Source organism: Bacillus sp. EB106-08-02-XG196 (assembly GCF_013396335.1).
Taxonomy (GTDB): Bacteria; Bacillota; Bacilli; order Bacillales; family Cytobacillaceae; genus Neobacillus.
Genome location: NZ_JABWSY010000020.1, coordinates 21,741 through 44,153 on the forward strand (window position 1 = coordinate 21,741; position 22,413 = coordinate 44,153).

Here is a 22,413-nt window from a genome sequence, read left to right on the forward strand (position 1 = left end):
TCAAATTACTTACCTACATTTAACAATACAAAGAGGAACTTATATAAATAAAAAAATCCACGTCAAAAAGATCGTGGATAAATTGAGGTTGGATAATTGGGGGATGTCAAATGAGCCATGCCAAGTTTATGCTCAACGATTTCGTTCCTAGATTATTTTTTAACGTTGCCCATATGGATGATTATAGGCCCACTCCGTATTTAAAATTTTCACTCTCTCTTTAGGAGACATTTTATATCCAGGAGATGATACTATTAATTGTCCACCCTCTACAGCAGGATCATTTTCTCTATAAGATAATACTTGAACTAGTTCATTTCTCCATTTGTCCCTTAGATAAGTTTCTTTCTTTGCTAGATTTCTCATTTCGTTTGGATCCTCTTTAAGATCAAATAGCAACTCGTATCCATCTTTTTCATACCAAATATACTTCCAACTTCCATCAGTTAACATTAGGGAGCGTTCTCCTACATTTCCAAATTCCCCTAGAATATGGTCTCTTACTGAAAGTTTTGAATCTTTCACAAGAGATACTAAGCTTTTTCCATCCCTGTACTCTTCTATTGAGCCCGTAGCTATATCGAGACACGTCGGTAATATATCTTGTAGTCCAATTACCGACTGGTTCACTTGCCCTGGAACCCATTCTTGATTAAAAAGGTGATCATAGTCACTGTTTAATGGAGGAGTAATTATAAAAGGAATATTACAGGCTCCTTTTAAAAAATTAGCTTTTTGCCAAAGATGATGGTCACCCAAACAATCTCCATGGTCGGAAGTAAAGATAAACCATGTATTCTCTAAAATTCCTTCCTCACGAAGAGTACCAATAATTCGATTAACCTGTCGGTCTACTTGAGTCACCATTGCATAATAGGCTTGCCTGGCTAATGTAATTTGTTTGGGGGTTTTCCCTTCACCAAATGCGATATTTGCCGTATGGAATGCCGGATGCTCCTCTACCCAATCACCTATCATAGGTTCCGGTATTTCTTCTCGGTCATACATATATAAGTCTCTCATTAATGGTGTTAGTGGTGGATGGGGGGCAGTAAAGGATGCCCACATGAATAATGGTCTGGTCCAATCTCTTCTCTTAATCTCTTTACATGTTTGAGTCCCAATCCATTCTGTAGGGTGAGTATGATCAGGCAAATGCCACGGAGTCGTTGCGTACTCATTAACTGACATTCCATGACCAAAGGCCATTCCAGGATATCCTTGTTCTGTAAGCCAATTTTCATAGTCATCATATCCTCTGTGTTCCCCTACATATTCTCCTAAGCGACGGCCTTCTTCACACAATTGCATCGTTTCAAATCCATAATGGCATCTTTCAGGAAAAGTATGCATTTTGCCAACCACTTTGGTTTGGTATCCTTCATTTCTTAATAATTGTGGCAGTGTTTCTTTTGTAGGCAGTTGAAAGCCTGATTTAAAAACAGTTAAACCTAAATTATGACCTTCTAACGCGGTCATAATGGTTGCCCGTGCAGGAATACAGATTGGAGTAGTTGAATAAGCCTGCTCAAACCGAACACCATTTCGCGCTAACTGATCAATATGCGGAGTTTGAATTGTAGGATGACCAGCACACCCCAAATGATCAGACCTTAAATGATCGCAAGTAATTAAAACAATATTAGGTTGTTGGTAAGTTTCACTCATATGATTTCCTCCATCATTCTATTTTTTTATCTACCTACATTTTGAATTAGCATCATCGTACTATCATTTTTCCAAGTTTGAAAAATTCTCTAGCTACAACCAAAGCTTTTGTTATAAGTATTGAATAAACATTGAGAATCCGAATAACAGACAATTGTCCATTATTCGGATTCGTATTTTGGTAATTCATTAAGAAAAGTGCAGAAAACCCTGCCTCCAATTCTCCAATTAAATCAAAGCAATATATCAGTTGTTTTTTCTTGCAATTCTCAAACTAAAACTAACTCTATAACAAAACATTTGATATCATCCTAAAATACACTTTCTTTAAACTCCTCTTTTTCCACCTTTATAGAACTATCTGGTCTACAACCTATCCAGAACAATGTTCCGAAAACGATAAACAATAAAGCTAAAAATTGAAATGAATTAGTAAACCCAGCTGCTTGAGTTGAGGAAAACTGAATGATATTGCCGGTAACAAACGGTCCAATAATACCAGCCAGTGTTACAAAAGCCATTAAAATCCCCATCCCCTTTGCACGATGTTGAGGAGGAACAAACGAATCTATGACAGACGGCGAAAGGACGAAAAACACTCCACTTAATCCCAAACTTAAAGAAAACATTATTACTACCATGATGTTTGAACTTACGAGTGGAGCAAAGTAAAAGAGAATTCCACATGTAATAGCTATGGCCCCCAAAATATAAACACGTGATTTCCGAACATTTCCTGTTTTACGATAAATTTTATCTGATAATAAAGCAAATGAAATTTGCGCAATAGCTTGGGCTACCCACACCCAACCGGTAGATGCTTCGCTTATTTGACGTACGGATGAAAAGTAGTTTGGTAACCATGTAAGAACAACGGCAAATGTCCAATGTGATGCGAAACCAACAAGGACCAACAAAATAAAATTTTTATTAAAAAGAAATAAGCGGATTTCTGAAAATGAAAAAGAAGGAGCTGATTTCTTTTTGTCCAATTTTGGAATGGAATCGAGATGGGGACTTTCCTTTGCAAATAAGTGCCATAATATCAACCAAATAACACCTACAATAGCCATAGTGATAAACCCTGATCTCCAGCCAGCAGTGGCCATGATATATACAATAATAGGTGTTGCAATTGCCACTCCAATATTCCCACCGAGATTGATCATGGTTAGTCCGATTCCAAGTTTATCCTTTGGCAGCCATTTTGACCCGGATGCCATTGCAACGGGATAAGCAGGGCCCTCCCCCGCCCCTAAAAGAACTCGGGAAACGATGAGATAGGGTAAGCTAACAGTGAATACTATTGCAAATTGAATAATAGACCATGAACCGGCCATAAAACTCAAAATTCGTTTTGTTCCGTATTTGTCTGCAAGAAAGCCCCCTACCATCCCTGTAATAGAAAATAACCAAAAAAACGAACTTCCTACTAATCCCCATTGATTTGGACTTAAATTAAGTTCATCTATCAGCTGAACTGAAGCTAACCCTATGATTGCTTTATCCATATAGTTGATTACCATAGAGACGAATAGAAATAAAATCATTCCCCATCCCATTCTTGAAATCTTGCCTTTTTTTACTTCTTCTTGATTAACTATGTTTTCATGTACTTGCATTGCAACCACCTCCTAAAAATTAAAGAGCATTAATAGACTTATTAGACAAAACTTTAAAGCGATTACATTTTTAAATAAGGTTTAGTGCTGGGAATCTAGAAGAAGAATTAACGGACAAAGTGCATCAGTGCTAGCAATCCTAAAGTAGTAAAGAGTTAAGGGTATTAAACAAACATTATTACCTTAAATTCAATACAAACGCATCAACCACCTTTTTGAATATTTAGAAAATTGCATGGATTAAATTTAACAGACATATCTCAATGTGTAAATATTATGAATTGTATGTTTTTATAACATTTGCCCAAATTTAACTTTTCTATTATGATATAAAAAAAGGAGTGAACATTTTGAATATTAAAAATAGGAAATTGTTAACACTACCTGAGCAGATAGTAGAGCAGATAAAGGAATCTATCGTAACAGAAAATTTAAAAAAGGGGGATAAACTTCCATCTGAACAAGAATTAGCTAATCTTTTTCAAGTAAGCCGTCCTACAATCCGTGATGCAATCAAACTATTGTCTGCCTCAAAACTTATCTATACAAAACCAGGTGCAAAAGGAGGGCATTATATTACAGAAATTTCGCCTCAGTCTTTTATTGATGATTTTAGTAATTATATTTCTCTCTCTCTTGTTTTAAAAGGATTCTCTTTTGATGAACTCATTGAGTATAGGAGAATTATAGAAATTAAAACTTGTGCTCTTGCAGCCCTAAGGAGAACAAAGGAAGACTTAATCGAAATAAAAAAAATGGTTCCAAATCCTGGTGACCCACTTTCTGACTTTGAATATTTCGAATGTGATTTTCAATTTCATCGAGCAATTGCAAAAGCAACTCATAATTCATTGATCATTATCACAATGGAAGCAATAATAAATGTATTAAAGCCTATGTTTCAATTTGTAAGTGGAACAAAGGCTTTAAAAGAAGAACTATCCAATGAACTAAATGAAATTTATCGAGTAATAGAACAGGGTGATCCTGATTTAGCAGAGGAAAAAATGAACGATCATCTTTCACATTTTGAAAAAGATTTTTCCGTTAAAGGTAATAGAAAAGTTTCAAGTTAACCAATAACTTTAACTTCTATCAAAACATAAATTAGTATATTTAAAAAATAAACCCGATGTTGCCTGAGGAACAAATTATATAGGATTGATGCCGTCCTTAATAACAAAAGCATGATCACTCATATATGATTGATCATGCTTTTGTCATGAGATATTTACTTATGAGTATATTGCCGCACCCAATATTCCGGACATAAGGATGACTAAGGCCGGATGTAAACGAAGTTTTATTAAAGCAAAAAGAGATAATACAAATATTAGTATTAGGCTAAAAGAGTGCCATGTAACGGAATCCACTAGGTGATTGCTAATTGCAAATTTGATCGCTGCATATCCGATTAGCCCGGTAATAATCGGTCTTAAGCCATAAAATGCAGATTCCACATGTTTATTTTTATTGAATCGTTTAAAAAACAACGCGATAATGATTACAAGGATTAAAGATGGAAGCACCATACCCAAACCTGCTGAAATGGCACCCGTCATCCCTTTAACATGATAGCCGACAAAAATTGCACTATTTGTGGCAATTGGTCCTGGTGACATACCTGCGACTGCTATGACATCCGTAAACTGTTGTGTTGTCATCCAGCCCTTTTTTAATACCTCCATCTCAATGATAGGTATCATCGCATACCCGCCGCCAAATGAAACAAACCCTATTAATAAGAAAGACCAAAATAATTCGAATAGTATCACTTTAAATCCCTTCCCCCATAAACCATTCTCTTTCATCTTTAGAAATGTGTTTTTCCTTTTTTTCAGTAGCACATCCCAAACGCTGTTTGATCTGAACAAGAACGATCCCAAGAAGAATGCCAAATAAAATAATTAACACAGGGTGTATATGGAAAAATAATAAAACAAACATGGCTCCAAAGGAAATGATTAAAGTTGTTTTATCAATTATTGCCGTTTTGCCAATCATATACCCTGCATAAACAATTAAAGCTACAATCGAGGCACGTATTGCCTTAAAAGCTGCTTCAATTTTTGGGTTATCCTGAATCTGCAGAAAAAGGATACTAAGTACCACTACGATAAAAAAAGTTGGTAAAAATACACCTAATAATGCAGCAACTGCCCCTTTTATTCCACCAATTCGGTACCCAATAAAAGTTGAAGAATTGATGGCGATGGCCCCTGGTATGGACTCAGCAAGAGCAAACACGTCCGTCACATCCTCAATTTTCACCCACTTCTTTTTATGGACGACTTCCCTTTCTATTAGCGGGATCATGGCATACCCTCCGCCGAAAGTTACTGGTCCAATTTTAAAAAAAGTCCAGAAAATCTGAAATAACCTTTTCCATTCATCCTTCATATACATTCTCCCTTCGTTCCATCATAGCCGATAAGGAATCCAACGTTAAGTTGTTCTTACCTACTACGGTAACATGGATAAGGTAGGAGGTATATTGCAACAAATGCATAGGTTATAACATTTTGTTATACTTATATATTCCCTTTCAATGTGTTAGCCTTAGTGTAATCAAAGTGCAACATTTTCTATGATGTTACGGGTGCATTTATTTCAAATAAAAACAGAAATGGTACTCTATATCTAAGTATCTAAATATGATAAACTCTATTAAAACTATTTGAGTGTTCCTAATTGTAACTACTATCCCTTAAGCAAAATTAAGAGTATTTATTTAGAAAAATAAGGAGTGAAAATATGACAAACGAAGTGAATATGTCCTGCTGTTCTATAAAAAGAGATACCTCCACCAATAAAACCGAAATACAAACACATCCTATTCATGACAGTGAACCCAACAAAACCTTATTTCAGGATAAAATGGTGTATATCCCTGGCGGGGAATTTTTTATGGGTACAGATTCAAAAGAAGGCTTCCCCGCAGATGGCGAAGGACCAATAAGAAAGGTAAAAGTGAAGCCATTTTTAATAGACACATATGCTGTAACAAATGCTGAATTTAACGAATTTGTCAAAGCAACAAATTATACGACAGAGGCAGAACAGTTTGGCTGGTCGTTTGTATTTTATGGTTTCGTTTCACAAAATCCTTCAGTTCAAGCTCAACAAGTAGTGAATACGCCTTGGTGGTATGGTGTTCATGGTGCCTATTGGTACCAACCAGAAGGACCCGATTCAACGATTGAACATCGTATGAATCACCCTGTTGTCCATATATCCTGGAATGATGCAACTGCCTTTTGCAGGTGGGCTGGAAAACGATTGCCTACAGAGGCTGAGTGGGAATTTGCGGCTCGTGGCGGTCTTGAGAAGAAAATGTATCCATGGGGAGATGAACTTACTCCAAATGGTAGACATTACTGCAATATTTGGCAGGGAAAATTTCCACATGAAAATACGAAAGATGATGGTTATGAAGGTACTGCTCCTGCTAAGTCTTTTCCTCCTAACGGTTATGGTCTTTATAATGTTGCCGGAAACGTGTGGGAATGGTGCTCAGATTGGTTTAGTCGAAGCATTCATAACAGAGGAGGACGGACAAATCCTCAAGGACCTGTAACAGGAGAAACGAAAGTTATGCGTGGTGGGTCGTATTTGTGCCATAAGTCTTATTGTAACCGTTACCGCGTTGCTGCCCGCACCTCTAATACACCTGATAGTACATCAGGCCACCTTGGTTTTCGTTGTGTTGCAGATGTGTAGCAAATATAAAAAAACATATAATAGTTTTTCCATATATTAAATAAGGCGGGATAAATTAGATGAATTTAGAAAGCTTAAGAATGTTCTGTCTTGTGGTCGACGAAGGAAGCATTAGTAAGGCTGCGCGCTTAAGCTTCGTATCACAGCCTGCTGTTACTAGGCAGATCCGTCAATTAGAGGAACTATATGGAGCTAAATTATTTGAGAGAACTGCTGGTAAGTTACTCCTTTCAGAGGCTGGTGAAGTTCTCTACCCTTATGCTAAAGAAATAGTTCAATACTCCAAAAGATCTTTTGAGGCCATTCAAGAGATCACGGCAATCCAAGAAACCGTGCTTAATGTGGGGGCAAGCTCAACCATCGGGGAATACTTGTTACCTGGTTTGCTTGGAAACTTTAGCAAAAACTACCCTGAATTAAAGTTTAGTCTATCCATCGGTAACACACCGAATATTCTATCAAAGTTGGAAAACTATGATATTGATATAGCATTCGTTGAAGGTGCTGTAGAGAATGATGAGTTTATTACAGAAAAATTTACTGATGATGAGTTGATTTTAGTTATATCACCTCATCACCACTGGAAGAAGAAGGGTAAAATCGATATTGATGATTTGTCGGAAGAAAAAATGATTTGGAGAGAAGCTGATTCAGGAACACGCCAAATTGTAGAGAATGCATTGCAAGAATATGGGGTTCTTGAAAAAATCAATAGTGAGATGGAGCTAGGAAGTTATCAATCTATTAAAAGTGCTGTGGCGGCAGATTTAGGTGTTAGTATTCTTCCCAGGTTAACCGTTGCAATGGAGTTAAAATACGGTATTTTACATGAATTGAAGGTTTCTGATTTTAATATATCAAGAGATTTATGGATGGTACAAAAAACGAATCGGTTTAGGAAATCGGGTTTGAAGTATTTCATCAATTTTATTCGTAGTTATTATTGAACACCTTCATTCATAATAGTAGAAAGAGGCAAACAGCTGTATTTAAATTACAATCGTGCGGAGTTGTTTACATTCAAATCTCAAAAAGTCAAAATAGGAATGGGTTATTCCAACTTATACCCAAGTTTTCCTCCAAATAAAAACACCACCATCGTCGTTTATGATCCTATACGATACAGGGGTGTTTTTTATATGTTTATTTATTTGAGTTTTCCCAATAACAGCAATCCATTTTATGCTTAAAGTTCAACTATTTTAATTGCGGAAAAGATTTCATTTTCAGGGGACTGATTATTCCATTCATCTGGAAAGTATCCCAGTGGGTTGCATATCATTTCAATCTCTTTATAGGTTTCATGGTGCCGGGTGTGGATATGACCGAATATGTATTTTTGAACACCATATTTCACAGCCAATTCCCCGAACAGATTGCTTCCCATCATCGCATTGAAAAAATCCCATTCAGGATCATTTTTGCACTGGACAAATTGTTCGAAGGGAACCGTATGTGTAACCATAATAATCTTTTTCCCGCTATTTTCCCGCAGCCAGTGCTCCAGCTTCCTTACATAACGGTTTGTCTCTTCTGTATCTGTTCCTTGCCAATTTGCAAACTGCTTATCAGGCCAAGTAAAGTCTTTGAAGATTCCAATCGAAAACTGTTCACTCGTATATTCAGGCATCCCAAAACTATAATCGTACCAGCCTCCATCGCCAATCATTACCCATTCATCCGTCAGTTGTACTGGACCATTCCCCAAATTACCGGGGAACTGCAACAATGTTTCATAGGCACTTGTTGAGTTTTCACCATAAATATCATGATTTCCATGGACGAACAAAAGTCTGGTTTGAGGGCATTCATTTTGTAAGCGGTTCAAATGGGTAAGAGCCTTTTCCGGCTTGGCTGTCATATCACCAGCTATGATAAATACATCAGGTGAATGGGTTTCTATCCATCTTTTGATTATATCTAAGATATCTGTTTTCGTATTTTTCCGATTCAACCCTTCATGAATGTCAGATAAAACAGCTATTTTCATCCGGATTCACCCCTTATATGTAATTAATCTCTCACACTTTCAGTTTAACAGGGAAATACTCAGTTTTGTTATTCTATTTTGTTCTCAACGGGTTGCTGTAGCATCACCAGTAGACAGTGTCGAGTTCCGCCTCTAAACTAGATCTGAAGATTCATTTTACCAGCATTTCAGATTTATCGATTTTAACCTGTCTGCTCTTCCAATTTCTTAACCAATTACTAATTTTATCTTTTAGTTCAGCGTCAAGGGGTTGTTTCAGCGATTTTTTATTATGATTCATGATTTTGCTTATGCTGTATTCAATATCTGTTTTACGAAGCAAATGAGTCATATCTTGAATCATATGTGTTTCACATTCACCTTGAACCAGTGCTTTAATCTTTTCTAGGTCGCTGACCTTTACGTTAACATCCTTTGTACCTGTAATCGCAAGGACAGGACAAGTAATCTTTTGTAATGGTTGTGAAACATCAAAGTGTATATGCTCTCGATTCCATTTCGCGTTAATCTTTTTCCCTTTATACTTAATAACCGGCTCATCCGATGCAAGCAGCGCCTTTATTAAATCATCATTCATTTTTGTAATTTTTTTATCTACTTTTAATAATCGAAGTAACCAGCCTTGAAACCCTTTTACAGATCTAACATCATTGATGATTGCCTCACGCTGCCATGTCATGGTATCGGCTAGAGGTTCTGCTGTACCTGCTAGGAGAATGATCCCATCGACCGGAACCTTTTCATTCACAAATGGCGTTAAAATACTACCTTCACTATGTCCTAGTAAAATTACATTCTCTTCGTCTATGCTTGGATGATTTTTTGCAAACTCTAATACAGCCTGTGCGTCATCAATTAAATCGTGCACTCCCGCTTCATAAAAGTCCCCTTTACTCGCTCCGACTCCTCGTTTATCATATCGTATACTCGCAAACCCTTCTGTAGCAACGACTTCACTTAATTCCTTAAAAATATTCATCGGCATTCCTTATGCATTGGAATCCCGATCGGTTGGACCACTTCCGTGTACCATTACCACTATTGGATATTTTTCAATGCTGCCTTCTGGGATGGTTAATGTAGCGGCTAATGGAAATTGCCCTGGTATCGTCAGTTCCAACTCTTTACTCATCCTATTCATCGCCTTTTATCATTTATTTAACTTACTTATCTTATTAATTTTATTCATTAAAGATAGTACGTCTAAACTAGCAAAATCGTTCATTTATTTATGTTCGTTTTTACAATATTCATTCATAAAGGTGCCTGTCACTGTTATGACAGGCACTCTATAATTATTCTTACCTCGTTAATTGTTTCACTTTTGTTGGCTTGGTTTCCTTGGTTAATTTAATGATTTCTCCGATAATACTAATGGCAATTTCTTCAGTAGTTTCCGCACCTATCTCTAAACCAATTGGAGAATGTACCTGCTCAAGCTGTTCTTCTGTGACACCTTCACTTTTTAGTTTTTCAAAAATGGTTATCGTTTTGCGCTTGCTGGCAACCATCCCCACATAAGCAATCGGAAATTGTAATGCTGTTTTTAAGACAATATCGTCGCGATCTTTGGTCACAATAATCACATATGATTTTTCATTTAGATTTGCGGCGAGCATAGCCTCTCCAATATCCTCGTTCACAAATATGTTGGTCGCATTAGGAAAGCGTTCCTTGGTTGCATAACCTGGGCGATCATCGACAATGCAATAAGGATATTCAAGGGAATCGGCAAGCTTTGATAACGCATGTGCTAAATGACCGGCTCCAGCTAGGACAAGTTCTGGCCTGCTAGTATAAACTTCAATGAACACCCTTAATGTACCGCCGCAATTCATTTGGATTCCATCTTTAGCATGTTTATTTAGTTTGTATTCAACAATTTTCGATTTACCAAGTTGGATTGCATTTACACTTTCTTCGATGATATAGTGTTCAGCTAAACCACCGCCGACAGTCCCTTCAATCGAACCATTACGGTAGACAATCATTTTTCCAACATGCCTGGGAGTTGAGCCCTTTGATTCAATAATCATGGCTAGAGCAAAGGTTTCGTTTTGACGATTCAGCAAGGCGATTTTTTCTATTAATAGCATATATAGCTCCCCCCTTTTTTAACATTAATTATGTTGTAATTGTTTCATGCTAAGAAAATAACGCAGGAGATTTAAGGCGACGGTCTTTCTGTATATAGCAGTCGAGCGCTGATCGTCAATGGGTTTAATGATTTTATCGAAGGCTGCTACGACCTGAGCGATGTCTGAATCTGCTAATGGTATGGTCTTTCCTAATAGCATCTTCTCAATATCTATGGAACGAACCATTGTAGGACCGACCGCCCCGAAAGCAAAGCGAACATCATCAATCACAGCACCATTTAACCGGATATATCCTGCAAACCCTACTTTGGCAATAGCGTCTGCGTTGCGGTTGCCGACTTTTTCAAAAACAACATGAGCTCCTTCTTCTAGTACGGAGGGCAATATAATTTCAGCTAGAATTTCATTGGACTCACGTTGAATTCTTCGCACACCTTGAATAAAGTCGCTAATGGGAACGATGCGATCACCCTTTATAGACCGGAGCAATAGTTTTGCGTTGTAAACATATAATAATGGCAATGTGTCACCCGCCGGGGAGGCGTTGCAAATATTTCCTCCCAGAGTCCCTCTGTTTCGAATCGCCGGTGCCGCGATGGTTTTGATTGCCTTCTTTAAGACGAAAGGAATGAGCGGGTTTTCAAGTAATTCACTATAGGTACAGCAGGCCCCGATGTGAAGATCCTTCTGCTTTTGATACACCTGCTTTAATTCAGAAAGATGATCAATAAAAACAATCGGTTTCGGGATTTTAGGGGGTACTCCTCTTCGACTTTTGTACATGACCATGACATCTGTGCCTCCGGCAATGATCGCACAGTTTTCTTTATTCAATTGGCTTAAGGTTTGGTCTAACCGATCGAACCGATACGCACTTATTTTTTCTGCCATAAGCCGTCCCCTTTTTTCGATGCGAGGTTTATCGCATCCACAATCATGTTGTAGCCCGTACATCGGCATAGATTTCCGGATATCCCTTCCCGAATTTCTTCCTCTGAAGGATGTGGGATTTGAGATAATAAAGCTGCACTTGCCATGACCATCCCAGGAATACAGTAGCCGCATTGTACTCCTCCAGCATTGCTATAGCTTTCATCTAAAATCTTAAATTGATCACTTTCCATGATTCCTTCTATTGTTACAATATCGGCTCCCTCAATGGAGCCAATTGGAATCAGACAGCTGTTTTGCAGGAGGTTATTTACAAACACGCTGCAGGCGCCGCATTCTCCTTCTCCGCATCCTTCCTTTGTTCCAATTAACAGTTGATCCTCTCTTATAAAATCTAGCAATCTCACTGTCGCAGGGGCATCTGTTTCTACCGTTCTTCCATTCAGGGTAAATTTAATCAACCATCTTCACCTTCTCTCACATAAAGACTTTCTATTATGACTTCCGGTGTAATCGGTATTTGCTGAAAAGGAGTTTGCAATGCATCCTCAATCGCCGCTTGGACTGCTGGAGCTCCGCCGATTAATGTTAATTCACCAGCGCCCTTCGCCCCGTATGGCCCATCCGCATAGGGATTATTAAAAACTTTGCTTTGTATTGAAACAACATCCATTGAGGTTGGGGGTCCATAATCCGTTATGCTTTTTTGTTGGATTCTTCCTTCTTTTGAAGTCATCTTCTCTAAATATCCGTACGCCAATCCTTGTGCTAAACCACCGTCAATTTGGCCCTTCATCACCCGGTCATCAATGACCTTGCCCACTTCATAATTGGCGTATACTTTTTCAAACTTTATATTTCCTGTTAAGGTATCCACTTCTACTTCAACGATATTCACCCCCCATGAGTATGCCGGGTAGGCATCTCCTGTAAAGGTCAACTCGTTCCAAGGAATCATTTCACGATGAACGTAGTCCTCCGTTACTTCCTGTTCCACCCCAGTCTGCCACTGAGTCTTCAATTTTTTCGCAGCACGTTCAAGTAATTTCCCGACAATCATTGTCGTTCTTGAGGCAACAGTCGGACCAGAGTCAGGAACCTCCTTTGTATCGGGATAAGGGTATAAAACTTCTTCGTATGGTAGATCTAGTTCTTTGGCGACAATTTTACTTAGCGTCGTTAAAATGCCTTGTCCCATATCAGAATTTGATATTTTAAGTGACACCTGGTCGTCTTTTGATTTAACCAGCTTTACTTTTGCTTTAATATGATCTCTTTCTCCGCTGCCTGTAAATCCACAGCCGTGGAGGAACAATGATGTACCAATGCCTTTTTTATAGCGCGGATTTTGTTGATTGAACTGCTGATATTCCCGCTTTTTCTTTTTGTAATTTGAGGTATTAAGTAAGTCTTTAATCATGTCTTCCATTAAGATGGGGTCGCGGAAATTTCCTTTGGTGATGGTGAGATCTCCTTGTTTGACGAGGTATTTTCGTTTATATTCGAGTGGGTCGTTGTTTGCTAATTTACTAAGATGACCGATATGGCTTTCGATTCCAGCGAAGCTTTGAGGAGCTCCAAAGCCTCTAAACGCACCATTCGGAACCGTATTTGTTTTTAAGACATAGCCTAATGCATGAAAATGAGGAATTTTATATACACCGGCACTATTTAGTAAGGCGCGCTGCAGTACGACTGAGCTCAAACCCACATTCGCTCCGCCATCTAAAAAAATCTCCACACACATGCTCAGAATGTTTCCTTCCTTATCTATGGCCGTTCGATATTTAAGCTTGGCCGGATGCCTTTTCGTCGTTACCACCATATCCTCTGAACGATCGAACACGAGCATCACTGATTTTTTCACTGCTTTTGCTGCTACAGCTACATGGCATGCCATCATCGAAGGAAATTCTTCTTTGCCGCCAAACCCTCCGCCGGTAGGGCTTTGAACCACTCTGACGTCATCGTCGCCACAGGCTAAAGCATTTACCAATGCATTTTTTATATAATAAAGACATTGCATCGACCCCTGGACAACGATTTCATCATCCTTATAAATGGCGAGCATTCCTTGAGGCTCAAGATAGACATGTTCTTGATAACCCGTATCATATTCTTCTTCGATGATTTGATGTGCTTTTAGTTCAATAGCTGTAATGGTGTCCAAGCTTTCCCCAAATTCATAGCTTGCCATATTAACCCCTGGTGCTGATTTTTGCTTGATGGCTTCCTCCAATGTATATATAGCCTGATGTTTTTCAAATTCAATCTTCACTTCATCTAGCAAACGATATAGGATATCTAGATCTTTTCCCACGAGCATAAGAATCGGCTCGCCAATATAATTGACCCACTCATTAGCAAAAATAGGCTGATCTTCTTTGATAATTTTGACATAATTCGGTCCGGGGATATGCTCCGCCCCAACCGCTTCATAGCCTTCCGGAAGATCTGGTAATTGAATGGATTTGATTTTTCCATAAGCAATGGGTGAGCGATACAAAACACCATACACCATATTTTCCACTTTCACATCACTAATGTAGGGTAATTGACCAGAAACCTTACCTTTATGGTCCTTTCTGGGCACTGAGGTGCTTATGTCTTTAAGATTCATTCCAACAACACCCTTCGACTCATTTTTAAACAAAACCTCTTCCTACGATTTTATAAATAAACATGAGGTTTTATGATTAATTTCATATAAAAAGACCGTGGGGACGGTTCTATTGGTCTACTTGTTGTCTTACTTGGACCAAGTGAACCGTCCCTATGGAGTTCTGGAGCTCCAATGGAGTTTGTAATCAATGGCTTTTTGGTAATCTTCCTGTGTATCAACGTCCATGATTACTCCCGGGTCTACTACATTTAAGTATTCTTTTTCGAAACCATTGAGAACTGCACGCAAATTACTTTCTGGATTGGTTTCAAGAATTTTTTGTTTTACTTGTTTTGTTAATTTGATAGGGTGACCACCTTTATAATGAAAACTTGGAATCACCACGTTCCCTTTTTGTTCAGTTAGTAGCAGAAGTGTCTCTTTTTTTACAAGCGGACAATCTCCGGGTGTTATGAAGAAAGTTGAGGCATTTACTTCTTGGCACCCCTTTTGAATAGAAGTAAACATTCCCTGCTCAAAGTTTTCATTGTAAACAACCTTTATCTGAAATGAATAAGCATTTTTACTACTGATTTTTACCATTTCGTCATGAATGAGTTCAGCTTGAAACCCAGCAACGACGATAACTCTGCTGCATAATCCCTCAAACTTGGAAATCGTTTGCTCCAACACGGTCATTCTCCCCAGTGGCAAAGTCATTTTAAATGCATTCGCTCGACTGGAATATCCAGCAGCTAAGACGATGGCTTCTATATTTTTCACCCTCTATCTACTTTATTACCATAGCGTATAAAAAACTACAGATTGTAAAGCTCTTCTCACCATTAAGATTAATTGCACTTTTTTATTCTATATATCTCTGATTCTGTTAATCTAGGAGTGCTCGAAAACTTTATGGTATTATATGGTTAGAAGTTTATTCAGCAAAAGGCAATTAGGGATTATATTTTAAGAATGAGGTATGAAAACTTGAATTCTAAATTGAAAAAGTTACTAATACTGTTTCCGTTTCTCTACTTACTTCACGATCTAGAAGAAATCATTACTGTAGAAAAATTCCTCAACACCTATTCAAATATTATTCCATTTCAAGTTACAACAGGAGAATTCGCCTTGGCTTTTACTATGTTATGGATTCTAGCTTCAATAGGTTGTTTCAAAGCGTATGCAGGGAGAAGTTTTTTTAGAATGCATCCAACCACTTATCTGGCATTTTTAGTTCCAGGTATATTATTAGCGAATGGGATCGGCCACTTATTTCAATGGATTTTCTTTAAAGACTATGTACCAGGTATCGTTACCACTGTATTTATTATTTTTCCTTATTTCTTTTTGACAATGAAGTCACTTATCACTGAAAAGTTATTAACATTTAAGAGATTTCTAAGTTATTTCATAGTAGGTTTTATTTTACAAGCACCTCTTGCATTGGTTGCACATTTTATATCTAAATTAACTTTTACTGTGTTATTCAGCTAAACCAATCATGTAAAAAAGGCATTGTCGACAATGCCTTTTTTACCGAGTTATATTTACAAGTAAGTATTAACCTATTAAGATTTTGTTTTTCTTACATAGGAATCTTTTTACATTTCTCCAGTTCCACCAACAATTCCGGCAACCTGGGTACCATAAAAAAAATACTCCTTCCACTTTCAATTCCCCGTACAACCTAATCCCACCAAAAATACCAAACGGATGAATGAATAAGTGTTCCAGCTAGACCATTAACGGTTCCAATCCCTTGCCAGACAATATCACTACAAAATCCATATTGCTCCCACGCAAGTGATTCTACCTCTTCCTGTGTATTAGGAGGATTCTCAACATATAGTTCCCATACATCATGGGTTACTAATGCTGGAGCTGCACCATATTTTTCATACCAGTATTTGAATATTGCTATTTGCTCCTCTGGCAACGGGCATTCATTAAACCCGCCCATTGGGACCCATGCAGCAACTTCCCAAGGTTTGGAGGTCGGAATCTTTGCGAGAATGACTTTCTCATTCATACCCTCTTGAATTGAGAGAAATTGATTTGTCTGTTCCTGTATCGAAAACTCACCTGTGAAATCGACTTCTTCTTCCTCATCCATAGGCATGACATCTTCAAGCATTCTCTTTAATAACTCTTTTACGTTGATATCCTTCGCTTTCACAATAATGGACTCTCTATCGTCATTCGTGTTTTCTGCACTTAGATCAAACATTTCTACCATCAATTCGGAAGGAATAATAATAAGTGGCGTGTAGCCTTCTTTCTTGCCCTCTATAATTGCTTGATGATACTTTGCCATAACTCCATGAACATCGTTCTCCTCAATAATCAAATAGTCGCAGCCCAATCTGGCAATTATTTCTTCAATAATATCTTCCTGTTCGTTTTTTCGCTTGAAATTATCAAATATCCCCACAATATTCAACTCCTAGGTTTTGTTATTGGATTAAGGTGACCATTGTATAAATTCAATAATCTTTGCTTAATTCCTCTATGTAATTTCAAAGAGTTAATTGGACAGTTCTATTGGACTTTAGCGAACCGAACTGCCCCTGCAACAACAAAAAGTGCCAGCATATCCAATTCTTGGATGTTGCCTGGCACTTTTTTTCCTTCGATGATATTCCTTGCAATACGACTATTTACTTATAACACCGAAGACGAACGATCATTTTCAATTCCTTGTATCCGTTCTTGATGGGTGTAAACATTGAATCCGTTCCCTCTTATAAAACCAACGGCCGTAATTCCCAGTTCCTCAGCTAGATTTAAGGCTAGATTGGTAGGTGCCGATTTGGACAGGATAATTCCGACACCGATCTTGGCAGCCTTTAGTAAAACCTCGGATGAAATTCGACCACTGAAAGCAATGATTTTATCCTTTAATGGAATACGATTCATCATACAATAACCGAATAATTTATCTAGGGCATTATGACGGCCGATATCGGTTCTTGAAATAACGATTCCCTCACTTGTACATAATGCAGCATTATGCACACCGCCTGTTTGCTGAAAATGGGAGGAGCTTTCCTGCATCCTCTTCATCAGCTCGCGGCATTGTTCCGGTGTAATGGTCAATTTCGTCATCACTGTCTTTGCTGTCTTCATGTCATTATGGAAGTAAAATTGTCGACCTTTTCCGCAGCAGGAGCCAATAAAACGCTTTGAGTGCAACTCCTTTTGAATGCTGTGTTTATTCACAAGTTCAACATAAGCGAATCCCTTTTCTTCATCAATGTGGAGAGATTCAATGTCTTGATAAAAGCGTATAACACCCTCGGATGCTAGGAACCCGACTACCAATTCGTGCAGATCAGAAGGAGTGCAAACCATGGTGGCAAACTCGTCACCATCTAAAATAATCGTTAAGGCTGTTTCAACAGCAATCTCATCCTCTTCTTCCAAAAAGCCTTGTCCATTATACCTGACAATGTTTTGAGAAGTGGTTATCTCCTTAAACAATAATGCCGCCCTCTTTCCTCATTAACTTACCTCTGTTTCAAGATCTGCAATTGGCTTTTCTACATATTGAGTATCTTTACGAGCGTTATACCGCTCTGCTTTTTCAACATTTACAGTAATGTTGTAATCTGGGATTCCTGCAAATTTCTCATACCTACCCCGAGGCAGCAAGAAGTTTCCTTCTGGGAAGTGTACTTCTATATTACCGGGCGCAATATCAACGAACTTTGCCGTACCCTGGAAGACACCAAAACCGTTATATACAACAATGCCTTCGCCCTCAGCGATACTTAATTTCCGCCCATCAGCCGGACTCATTAGAACGTCATAGCGACCCGCACCGTTTAAAGGGTCAACTTCTTTATATACCATTGAATTAAACTGTTTACCCCGACGAGAGGTGACGATAAACTGTTCTGGTTTTTTATTTAAATCTGGAATTTCCACTGGAATTAGGGTTCCCCTTCCATCTGGAGTTGGACAAATCCCATCTTCACATAGCCAAGCTCCACCCCATTGGAATACGTCCCCTTGTTTTTTCAAGTGTTGGATGCCTTCGTAATCAGGATTTGCTTTTGCGATCTCTTCTCGAATCTCAAAACCATCTACAAAATCAACCAAGTGGGCTGTTTCTGGTTTTACCCGCTTGGCAAGGTCAATATAGATCTTCCATTCAGCACGTGCTTCTTCAATCTTGTTTTTGTTTCCTGTGATTTCAGGTGAGAAATAAACCATACGCTCTGTTGATGTGCTCGTTCCGCCATCCTCTTGTTCATAACGCGTTTTCGCCGGCAATACAATGACAGCTTCTTTTGCATCGACTAATGTCGAGGTATTTAGAATAATATCTTGATGCACACGAACTTCAAGCTCTGATAAGGCGTATTCAATGAAATCCGGGTCTGGCATTGTTTCTAAAAAGTTTCCGCCAGATAAGTAATAAAGTTTCACTTTCCGTTCATGATCTTCTGGAAGTACGATGTTTTCCAAGGTTACACCAACGATATCCCCCTGCCATTTTGGAAGCTCAAATCCCCAAATTTGCTCCATTCTTTCCACATTCTTCGCATCCCAGCCGCCACCAGGAAGCACAAATGGATCTGCTCCCATTTCACCGCTCCCCTGAACACTCGAGTGTCCACGGAATGGCATTAGACCAGCGTATTTACGTCCTAAATGGCCGCGAAGAAGCGCAAGATTTGCGACTTGCGAGATATTATCCGTTGCAAATGAGTGCATCGTTAGACCAAGCGCCCATGCATAGACAGCATTTTTACTGTTTGCTAACAGCTCCGCTAATTCAATAATCCGTTCTTTTGATACACCAGAAGATTCAATAATTTCTTCCCAGCCTTGCTCCTGGACTTTGCTCTTCAGTTCTTCATATCCGTTCACATGATCTTTCACAAACTCATGGTTAATTGCTGAACCATAAGATTTTTCCTCCATCGTAAACCAATGCTTCATAATTCCATGCATAAAGGCAATATCTCCGCCGATATTGAGTTGATAGAAATCATCGGCAATTTTCGTTCCGAATAATGCAGACTCAGGATTTGACGGAATCCAATATTTATCCATTGCCGGCTCACGGTATGGGTTGACAACGATGATTTTCGTTCCTTTTTTCTTCGCTTCCAGCATGTATTTAGAAGATACAGGTGAAGAGTTTGAAGCGACACTCCCCCAAAACAATAAAACATCGGTTCCGATCCAATCCAAATAATTTGAAGTAGAAGCCCCTACGCCAATCGAGCGTTTTAAAGCTGTTTTACTTGGAGCGTGACAAATTCTAGAAGCATTATCAATGTGGTTAGTCCCAAGAAAGCGGGCTACTTTGGCAGCAGCATAATAGCTTTCATTGGTAATTCCACGAGCCGTTAGGTAAAACGAATATTGCTTTGGATTCAACTTTTTCATTTTCCCCGCTATTAAATCCATAGCCTCATCCCAAGTAATCCTAGAGAATTTTCGTTCTCCTTTTCTGCGGATCACCGGATAAGGAATACGACCAAGCTTCCGAAGCTCCGTGCTATCATACTTTCTTAATTCATCAACATCGGCATGTAGAATTTCAGGCTTAACTGCTGGCATTGTATTGAGCCTAAGTACATTCATACGTGTCGTACAAACATGCGGTCCATCCAAGGTTTGATCATATAAACCCGATACACCAAGAGCGCAGCCGTCACAAACACCTTTGGTAATAATGTTGGTTGCATAGCCTATATTATCTCGATTATCCCAAGCGATTTTCATCGTATCTCGAATATGCTTCGGTTTAATTTTCCCTAGTCCGAACGGGATTGGACTTACCCAATGTTCAGGCGCAGGCATTTTTGCTTTTTTTTGTGGTCCTGGATGTAATGTTTTTCCCATTTTATTTTTCCTCCTCTAGAGTTCCCAGTTCTCAAACCAATAAAAAAACCACCAGGGAGCGCATCTAATACATAGATGAATTCTCCGAGGTGGTTAGTCTTTAACAGGTTCGCTGCCAAGTGCCAACAAGATGTAGTTGGGTAGATGTATTCGTTACAATTCTTCAAACTTTTTTTCAATATCTTGATCAAAAACGAAAATCGACATCCCTCTATCCTCTTCAATATCAATATCGACAAATACATGAAGGAAGCTGGCACCTAACAGCTCCTCCATTTCAGTAGGATGGTTTTTCTTATAAATTTCTTTAACCATTTCTGTACGAGCAGCACGGAGCATTTGTTTTCCATCATCTGCAGTTGCAATAAATTTTTCAATCGGTGATAAATTTCCTTCTAATTCACAGATTGCCCAGCACTTACAAAAGGTTGTTCTTACTTGACTTGGGCCTTTTCCCATATGACGTTTTCGATACGCGCGAACAATATTACTAAATTCTGCTTCATATTTATTCACAATAATTTCATCTCATTTCACTAACTTTTGATTCTTATATTCACTGTGCCAATGTTGTTTTTATGGGATAAGTATACAATATTATGAGCCCAATTTCTAAACTGCTTGATTTTTTAATAATGAAGGATCACTTTTTTGGTCCTTCAATTTCTTAATATCAAGTCGAATCAGTATGGAGATGATAAATGCGACCACAAATAATCCTGAAAAGAATGTTAAGCTGCCTGAATAGCTTCCTGTTGTATCCTTAATCCATGCTGCAAATAATGGGCCGACAAGTCCTGCTGCTGCCCATGCGGTTAAGATGTATCCATGAATAGCTCCCAACTGCTTTGTACCAAAAATGTCACCAATAAATGCCGGTATTGAAGCAAATCCACCGCCATAACAGGTGTAAACGACAATTAACAAGCCCATGAACAACCATTTAATCGATACATCTGGAAGGATAAAGAAGATGACCATCTGCAGTACAAAGAAAGTCGTATAGGTAGTTGGTCTGCCAATAATATCTGAAAGACTTGCCCAGCCAATTCTACCGAGACCGTTAAAAATTCCAATCGCTCCAACAAGAGCTGCAGCCGCGGCCATATCAATGCCGATACTTTCCATCGCAAGCGGTTTAGCAACTGCTAAAATGGCGATACCGCAAGTAATGTTAATGAATAACATCAACCACAAATACCAGAACCGTTTCGTTTTAACAGCTTCATTCGCCATAAGCTGCGATAAATCCATTGTGGGTTTTGCTTTACCACTTTGAATTTTTTCCTTGAAGCCTTCTGGCATCCACCCTTCCTCTGGCTTCTCAAGATAAAGAGAAGATAGGGTCATAATGACAAAATATGAGCTTCCTAGGATGAAAAATGTATTTGCCACTCCCACTGAAGCTATGAGAATGTTCATAACAGGGCTGCTGATCGCGGCTGCGAAACCAAAACCCATAATTGCAAGTCCTGTAGCTAAGCCTCGTCTATCCGGAAACCATTTAACAAGCGTTGATACAGGAGCGATATAACCTACCCCTAAGCCAATGCCACCCAATGCTCCGTAGAAAAAGTATAATAACGATTTCGAACCTAAATTAATAGCAAGACCAGAACCTATGATGCCTATACCAAAGAATGTAGCTGCAAGTAAGCCGGCTTTTCTTGGACCGTGCTTCTCTACAAAGTGCCCCATGAAAGCAGCAGACAAGCCTAAAAATAAAATCGCAATGCTAAATGTTAGTGCCACTTCTGAATCAGACCAGCCAAATAGATCTTTTAATGGGGCTGTAAAATTACTCCAAGCATAGACGGAACCAATTGATATGTGTATTCCGACCGCTGATAAGGCAATGAGCCACCGGTTTTTTTTCTTTTTCATTTAGATCTCTCCCTATTGAAAACATTTTCATTAAGCAAATCGTGAAAAAAATAAAAAACCGTCATAAAGATT

The 22,413-nt window shown here is 38.6% G+C and carries 21 protein-coding genes; 4 read left to right on the top strand and 17 right to left on the bottom strand.

All coding sequences use genetic code 11. From position 1 onward, the window contains the following. Nucleotides 1-159: 159 nt before the first annotated feature. Nucleotides 160-1,668: a sulfatase-like hydrolase/transferase gene (locus tag MLOOGBEN_RS24960; RefSeq protein WP_179160991.1), complete on the bottom strand. Its 1,509-nt coding sequence runs from the start codon at nucleotides 1,666-1,668 to the stop codon at nucleotides 160-162. 311 nt (nucleotides 1,669-1,979) lie between these two features. Further along, the gene (locus tag MLOOGBEN_RS24965) at nucleotides 1,980-3,290 is read right to left on the bottom strand and encodes an MFS transporter (RefSeq protein WP_179160992.1); all 1,311 of its coding nucleotides are present in this window, start codon (nucleotides 3,288-3,290) and stop codon (nucleotides 1,980-1,982) included. Between the two features lie 350 nt (nucleotides 3,291-3,640). Between MLOOGBEN_RS24965 and MLOOGBEN_RS24970 the strand changes: the two genes are divergently transcribed. Then, complete coding sequence (locus MLOOGBEN_RS24970) at nucleotides 3,641-4,366, top strand: FadR/GntR family transcriptional regulator (protein WP_218781325.1); 726 nt, start codon at nucleotides 3,641-3,643, stop codon at nucleotides 4,364-4,366. Nucleotides 4,367-4,525: 159 nt separating this feature from the next. Here the strand turns inward: MLOOGBEN_RS24970 and MLOOGBEN_RS24975 are convergent, their stop codons facing one another. Both MLOOGBEN_RS24975 and MLOOGBEN_RS24980 read right to left on the bottom strand, forming a co-directional pair. After that, on the bottom strand, nucleotides 4,526-5,101 hold the full coding sequence (locus MLOOGBEN_RS24975) for a chromate transporter (protein ID WP_218781326.1): 576 nt from the start codon (nucleotides 5,099-5,101) through the stop codon (nucleotides 4,526-4,528). Continuing rightward, on the bottom strand, nucleotides 5,067-5,690 hold the full coding sequence (locus tag MLOOGBEN_RS24980) for a chromate transporter (RefSeq protein WP_179160994.1): 624 nt from the start codon (nucleotides 5,688-5,690) through the stop codon (nucleotides 5,067-5,069). Before MLOOGBEN_RS24980 ends, MLOOGBEN_RS24975 begins: the two co-directional genes overlap by 35 nt. Nucleotides 5,691-6,044: 354 nt before the next feature. Between MLOOGBEN_RS24980 and MLOOGBEN_RS24985 the strand changes: the two genes are divergently transcribed. Then, nucleotides 6,045-7,010, top strand: coding sequence for a formylglycine-generating enzyme family protein (locus MLOOGBEN_RS24985; protein WP_256989266.1), 966 nt, complete (start codon nucleotides 6,045-6,047; stop codon nucleotides 7,008-7,010). Nucleotides 7,011-7,069: 59 nt separating this feature from the next. After that, complete coding sequence (locus tag MLOOGBEN_RS24990; protein ID WP_179160995.1) at nucleotides 7,070-7,957, top strand: LysR family transcriptional regulator; 888 nt, start codon at nucleotides 7,070-7,072, stop codon at nucleotides 7,955-7,957. Nucleotides 7,958-8,196: 239 nt separating this feature from the next. Here MLOOGBEN_RS24990 and MLOOGBEN_RS24995 read toward each other — a convergent pair whose 3' ends face one another. The 8 genes from MLOOGBEN_RS24995 to MLOOGBEN_RS25025 all read right to left on the bottom strand — a co-directional run bounded on the left by MLOOGBEN_RS24995 (nucleotide 8,197) and on the right by MLOOGBEN_RS25025 (nucleotide 15,375). Next, entirely contained in the window at nucleotides 8,197-9,000 is an 804-nt protein-coding gene (locus MLOOGBEN_RS24995) for a metallophosphoesterase (RefSeq protein ID WP_179160996.1), read from the bottom strand. A 151-nt stretch (nucleotides 9,001-9,151) separates the two neighbouring features. Continuing rightward, a complete protein-coding gene (locus MLOOGBEN_RS25000; protein WP_256989267.1) occupies nucleotides 9,152-9,979 on the bottom strand; it encodes an alpha/beta hydrolase in 828 nt (275 codons plus the stop codon). Between the two features lie 9 nt (nucleotides 9,980-9,988). Next, on the bottom strand, nucleotides 9,989-10,132 hold the full coding sequence (locus MLOOGBEN_RS29490) for a hypothetical protein (RefSeq protein WP_256989268.1): 144 nt from the start codon (nucleotides 10,130-10,132) through the stop codon (nucleotides 9,989-9,991). A gap of 169 nt (nucleotides 10,133-10,301) precedes the next feature. Further along, nucleotides 10,302-11,096, bottom strand: coding sequence for an XdhC family protein (locus tag MLOOGBEN_RS25005; RefSeq protein WP_179160997.1), 795 nt, complete (start codon nucleotides 11,094-11,096; stop codon nucleotides 10,302-10,304). Nucleotides 11,097-11,120: 24 nt separating this feature from the next. Then, nucleotides 11,121-11,990 carry an FAD binding domain-containing protein gene (locus tag MLOOGBEN_RS25010; protein WP_179160998.1) on the bottom strand — a complete coding sequence of 290 codons (870 nt, stop codon included), beginning with the start codon at nucleotides 11,988-11,990 and terminating at the stop codon, nucleotides 11,121-11,123. Continuing rightward, nucleotides 11,975-12,451: a (2Fe-2S)-binding protein gene (locus MLOOGBEN_RS25015; RefSeq protein WP_179160999.1), complete on the bottom strand. Its 477-nt coding sequence runs from the start codon at nucleotides 12,449-12,451 to the stop codon at nucleotides 11,975-11,977. The genes MLOOGBEN_RS25010 and MLOOGBEN_RS25015 overlap by 16 nt, the downstream gene beginning before the upstream one ends. Then, nucleotides 12,448-14,643 (bottom strand): xanthine dehydrogenase family protein molybdopterin-binding subunit, encoded by a 2,196-nt coding sequence (locus MLOOGBEN_RS25020; RefSeq protein ID WP_256989269.1) that lies wholly within the window; start codon nucleotides 14,641-14,643, stop codon nucleotides 12,448-12,450. Before MLOOGBEN_RS25020 ends, MLOOGBEN_RS25015 begins: the two co-directional genes overlap by 4 nt. A gap of 120 nt (nucleotides 14,644-14,763) precedes the next feature. Beyond that, nucleotides 14,764-15,375, bottom strand: coding sequence for a nucleotidyltransferase family protein (locus MLOOGBEN_RS25025; protein ID WP_179161001.1), 612 nt, complete (start codon nucleotides 15,373-15,375; stop codon nucleotides 14,764-14,766). 207 nt (nucleotides 15,376-15,582) lie between these two features. Between MLOOGBEN_RS25025 and MLOOGBEN_RS25030 the strand changes: the two genes are divergently transcribed. After that, nucleotides 15,583-16,092 carry an HXXEE domain-containing protein gene (locus tag MLOOGBEN_RS25030; RefSeq protein ID WP_256989270.1) on the top strand — a complete coding sequence of 170 codons (510 nt, stop codon included), beginning with the start codon at nucleotides 15,583-15,585 and terminating at the stop codon, nucleotides 16,090-16,092. 193 nt (nucleotides 16,093-16,285) lie between these two features. On the opposite strand, the gene MLOOGBEN_RS29630 is transcribed toward MLOOGBEN_RS25030, so the two are convergent. From MLOOGBEN_RS29630 to MLOOGBEN_RS25055, 5 genes are all read right to left on the bottom strand, one after another. Beyond that, nucleotides 16,286-17,029: a DUF4253 domain-containing protein gene (locus MLOOGBEN_RS29630; RefSeq protein ID WP_218781327.1), complete on the bottom strand. Its 744-nt coding sequence runs from the start codon at nucleotides 17,027-17,029 to the stop codon at nucleotides 16,286-16,288. Nucleotides 17,030-17,259: 230 nt separating this feature from the next. Continuing rightward, nucleotides 17,260-18,078: a formate dehydrogenase accessory sulfurtransferase FdhD gene (fdhD, locus tag MLOOGBEN_RS25040; RefSeq protein WP_179161003.1), complete on the bottom strand. Its 819-nt coding sequence runs from the start codon at nucleotides 18,076-18,078 to the stop codon at nucleotides 17,260-17,262. A gap of 21 nt (nucleotides 18,079-18,099) precedes the next feature. Continuing rightward, nucleotides 18,100-20,457, bottom strand: coding sequence for an FdhF/YdeP family oxidoreductase (locus tag MLOOGBEN_RS25045; protein WP_179161004.1), 2,358 nt, complete (start codon nucleotides 20,455-20,457; stop codon nucleotides 18,100-18,102). 153 nt (nucleotides 20,458-20,610) lie between these two features. Then, nucleotides 20,611-20,973 (bottom strand): Na-translocating system protein MpsC family protein, encoded by a 363-nt coding sequence (locus MLOOGBEN_RS25050; protein ID WP_179161005.1) that lies wholly within the window; start codon nucleotides 20,971-20,973, stop codon nucleotides 20,611-20,613. 96 nt (nucleotides 20,974-21,069) lie between these two features. Beyond that, nucleotides 21,070-22,341 (bottom strand): L-lactate MFS transporter, encoded by a 1,272-nt coding sequence (locus MLOOGBEN_RS25055; protein WP_179161006.1) that lies wholly within the window; start codon nucleotides 22,339-22,341, stop codon nucleotides 21,070-21,072. Nucleotides 22,342-22,413: the final 72 nt, after the last annotated feature.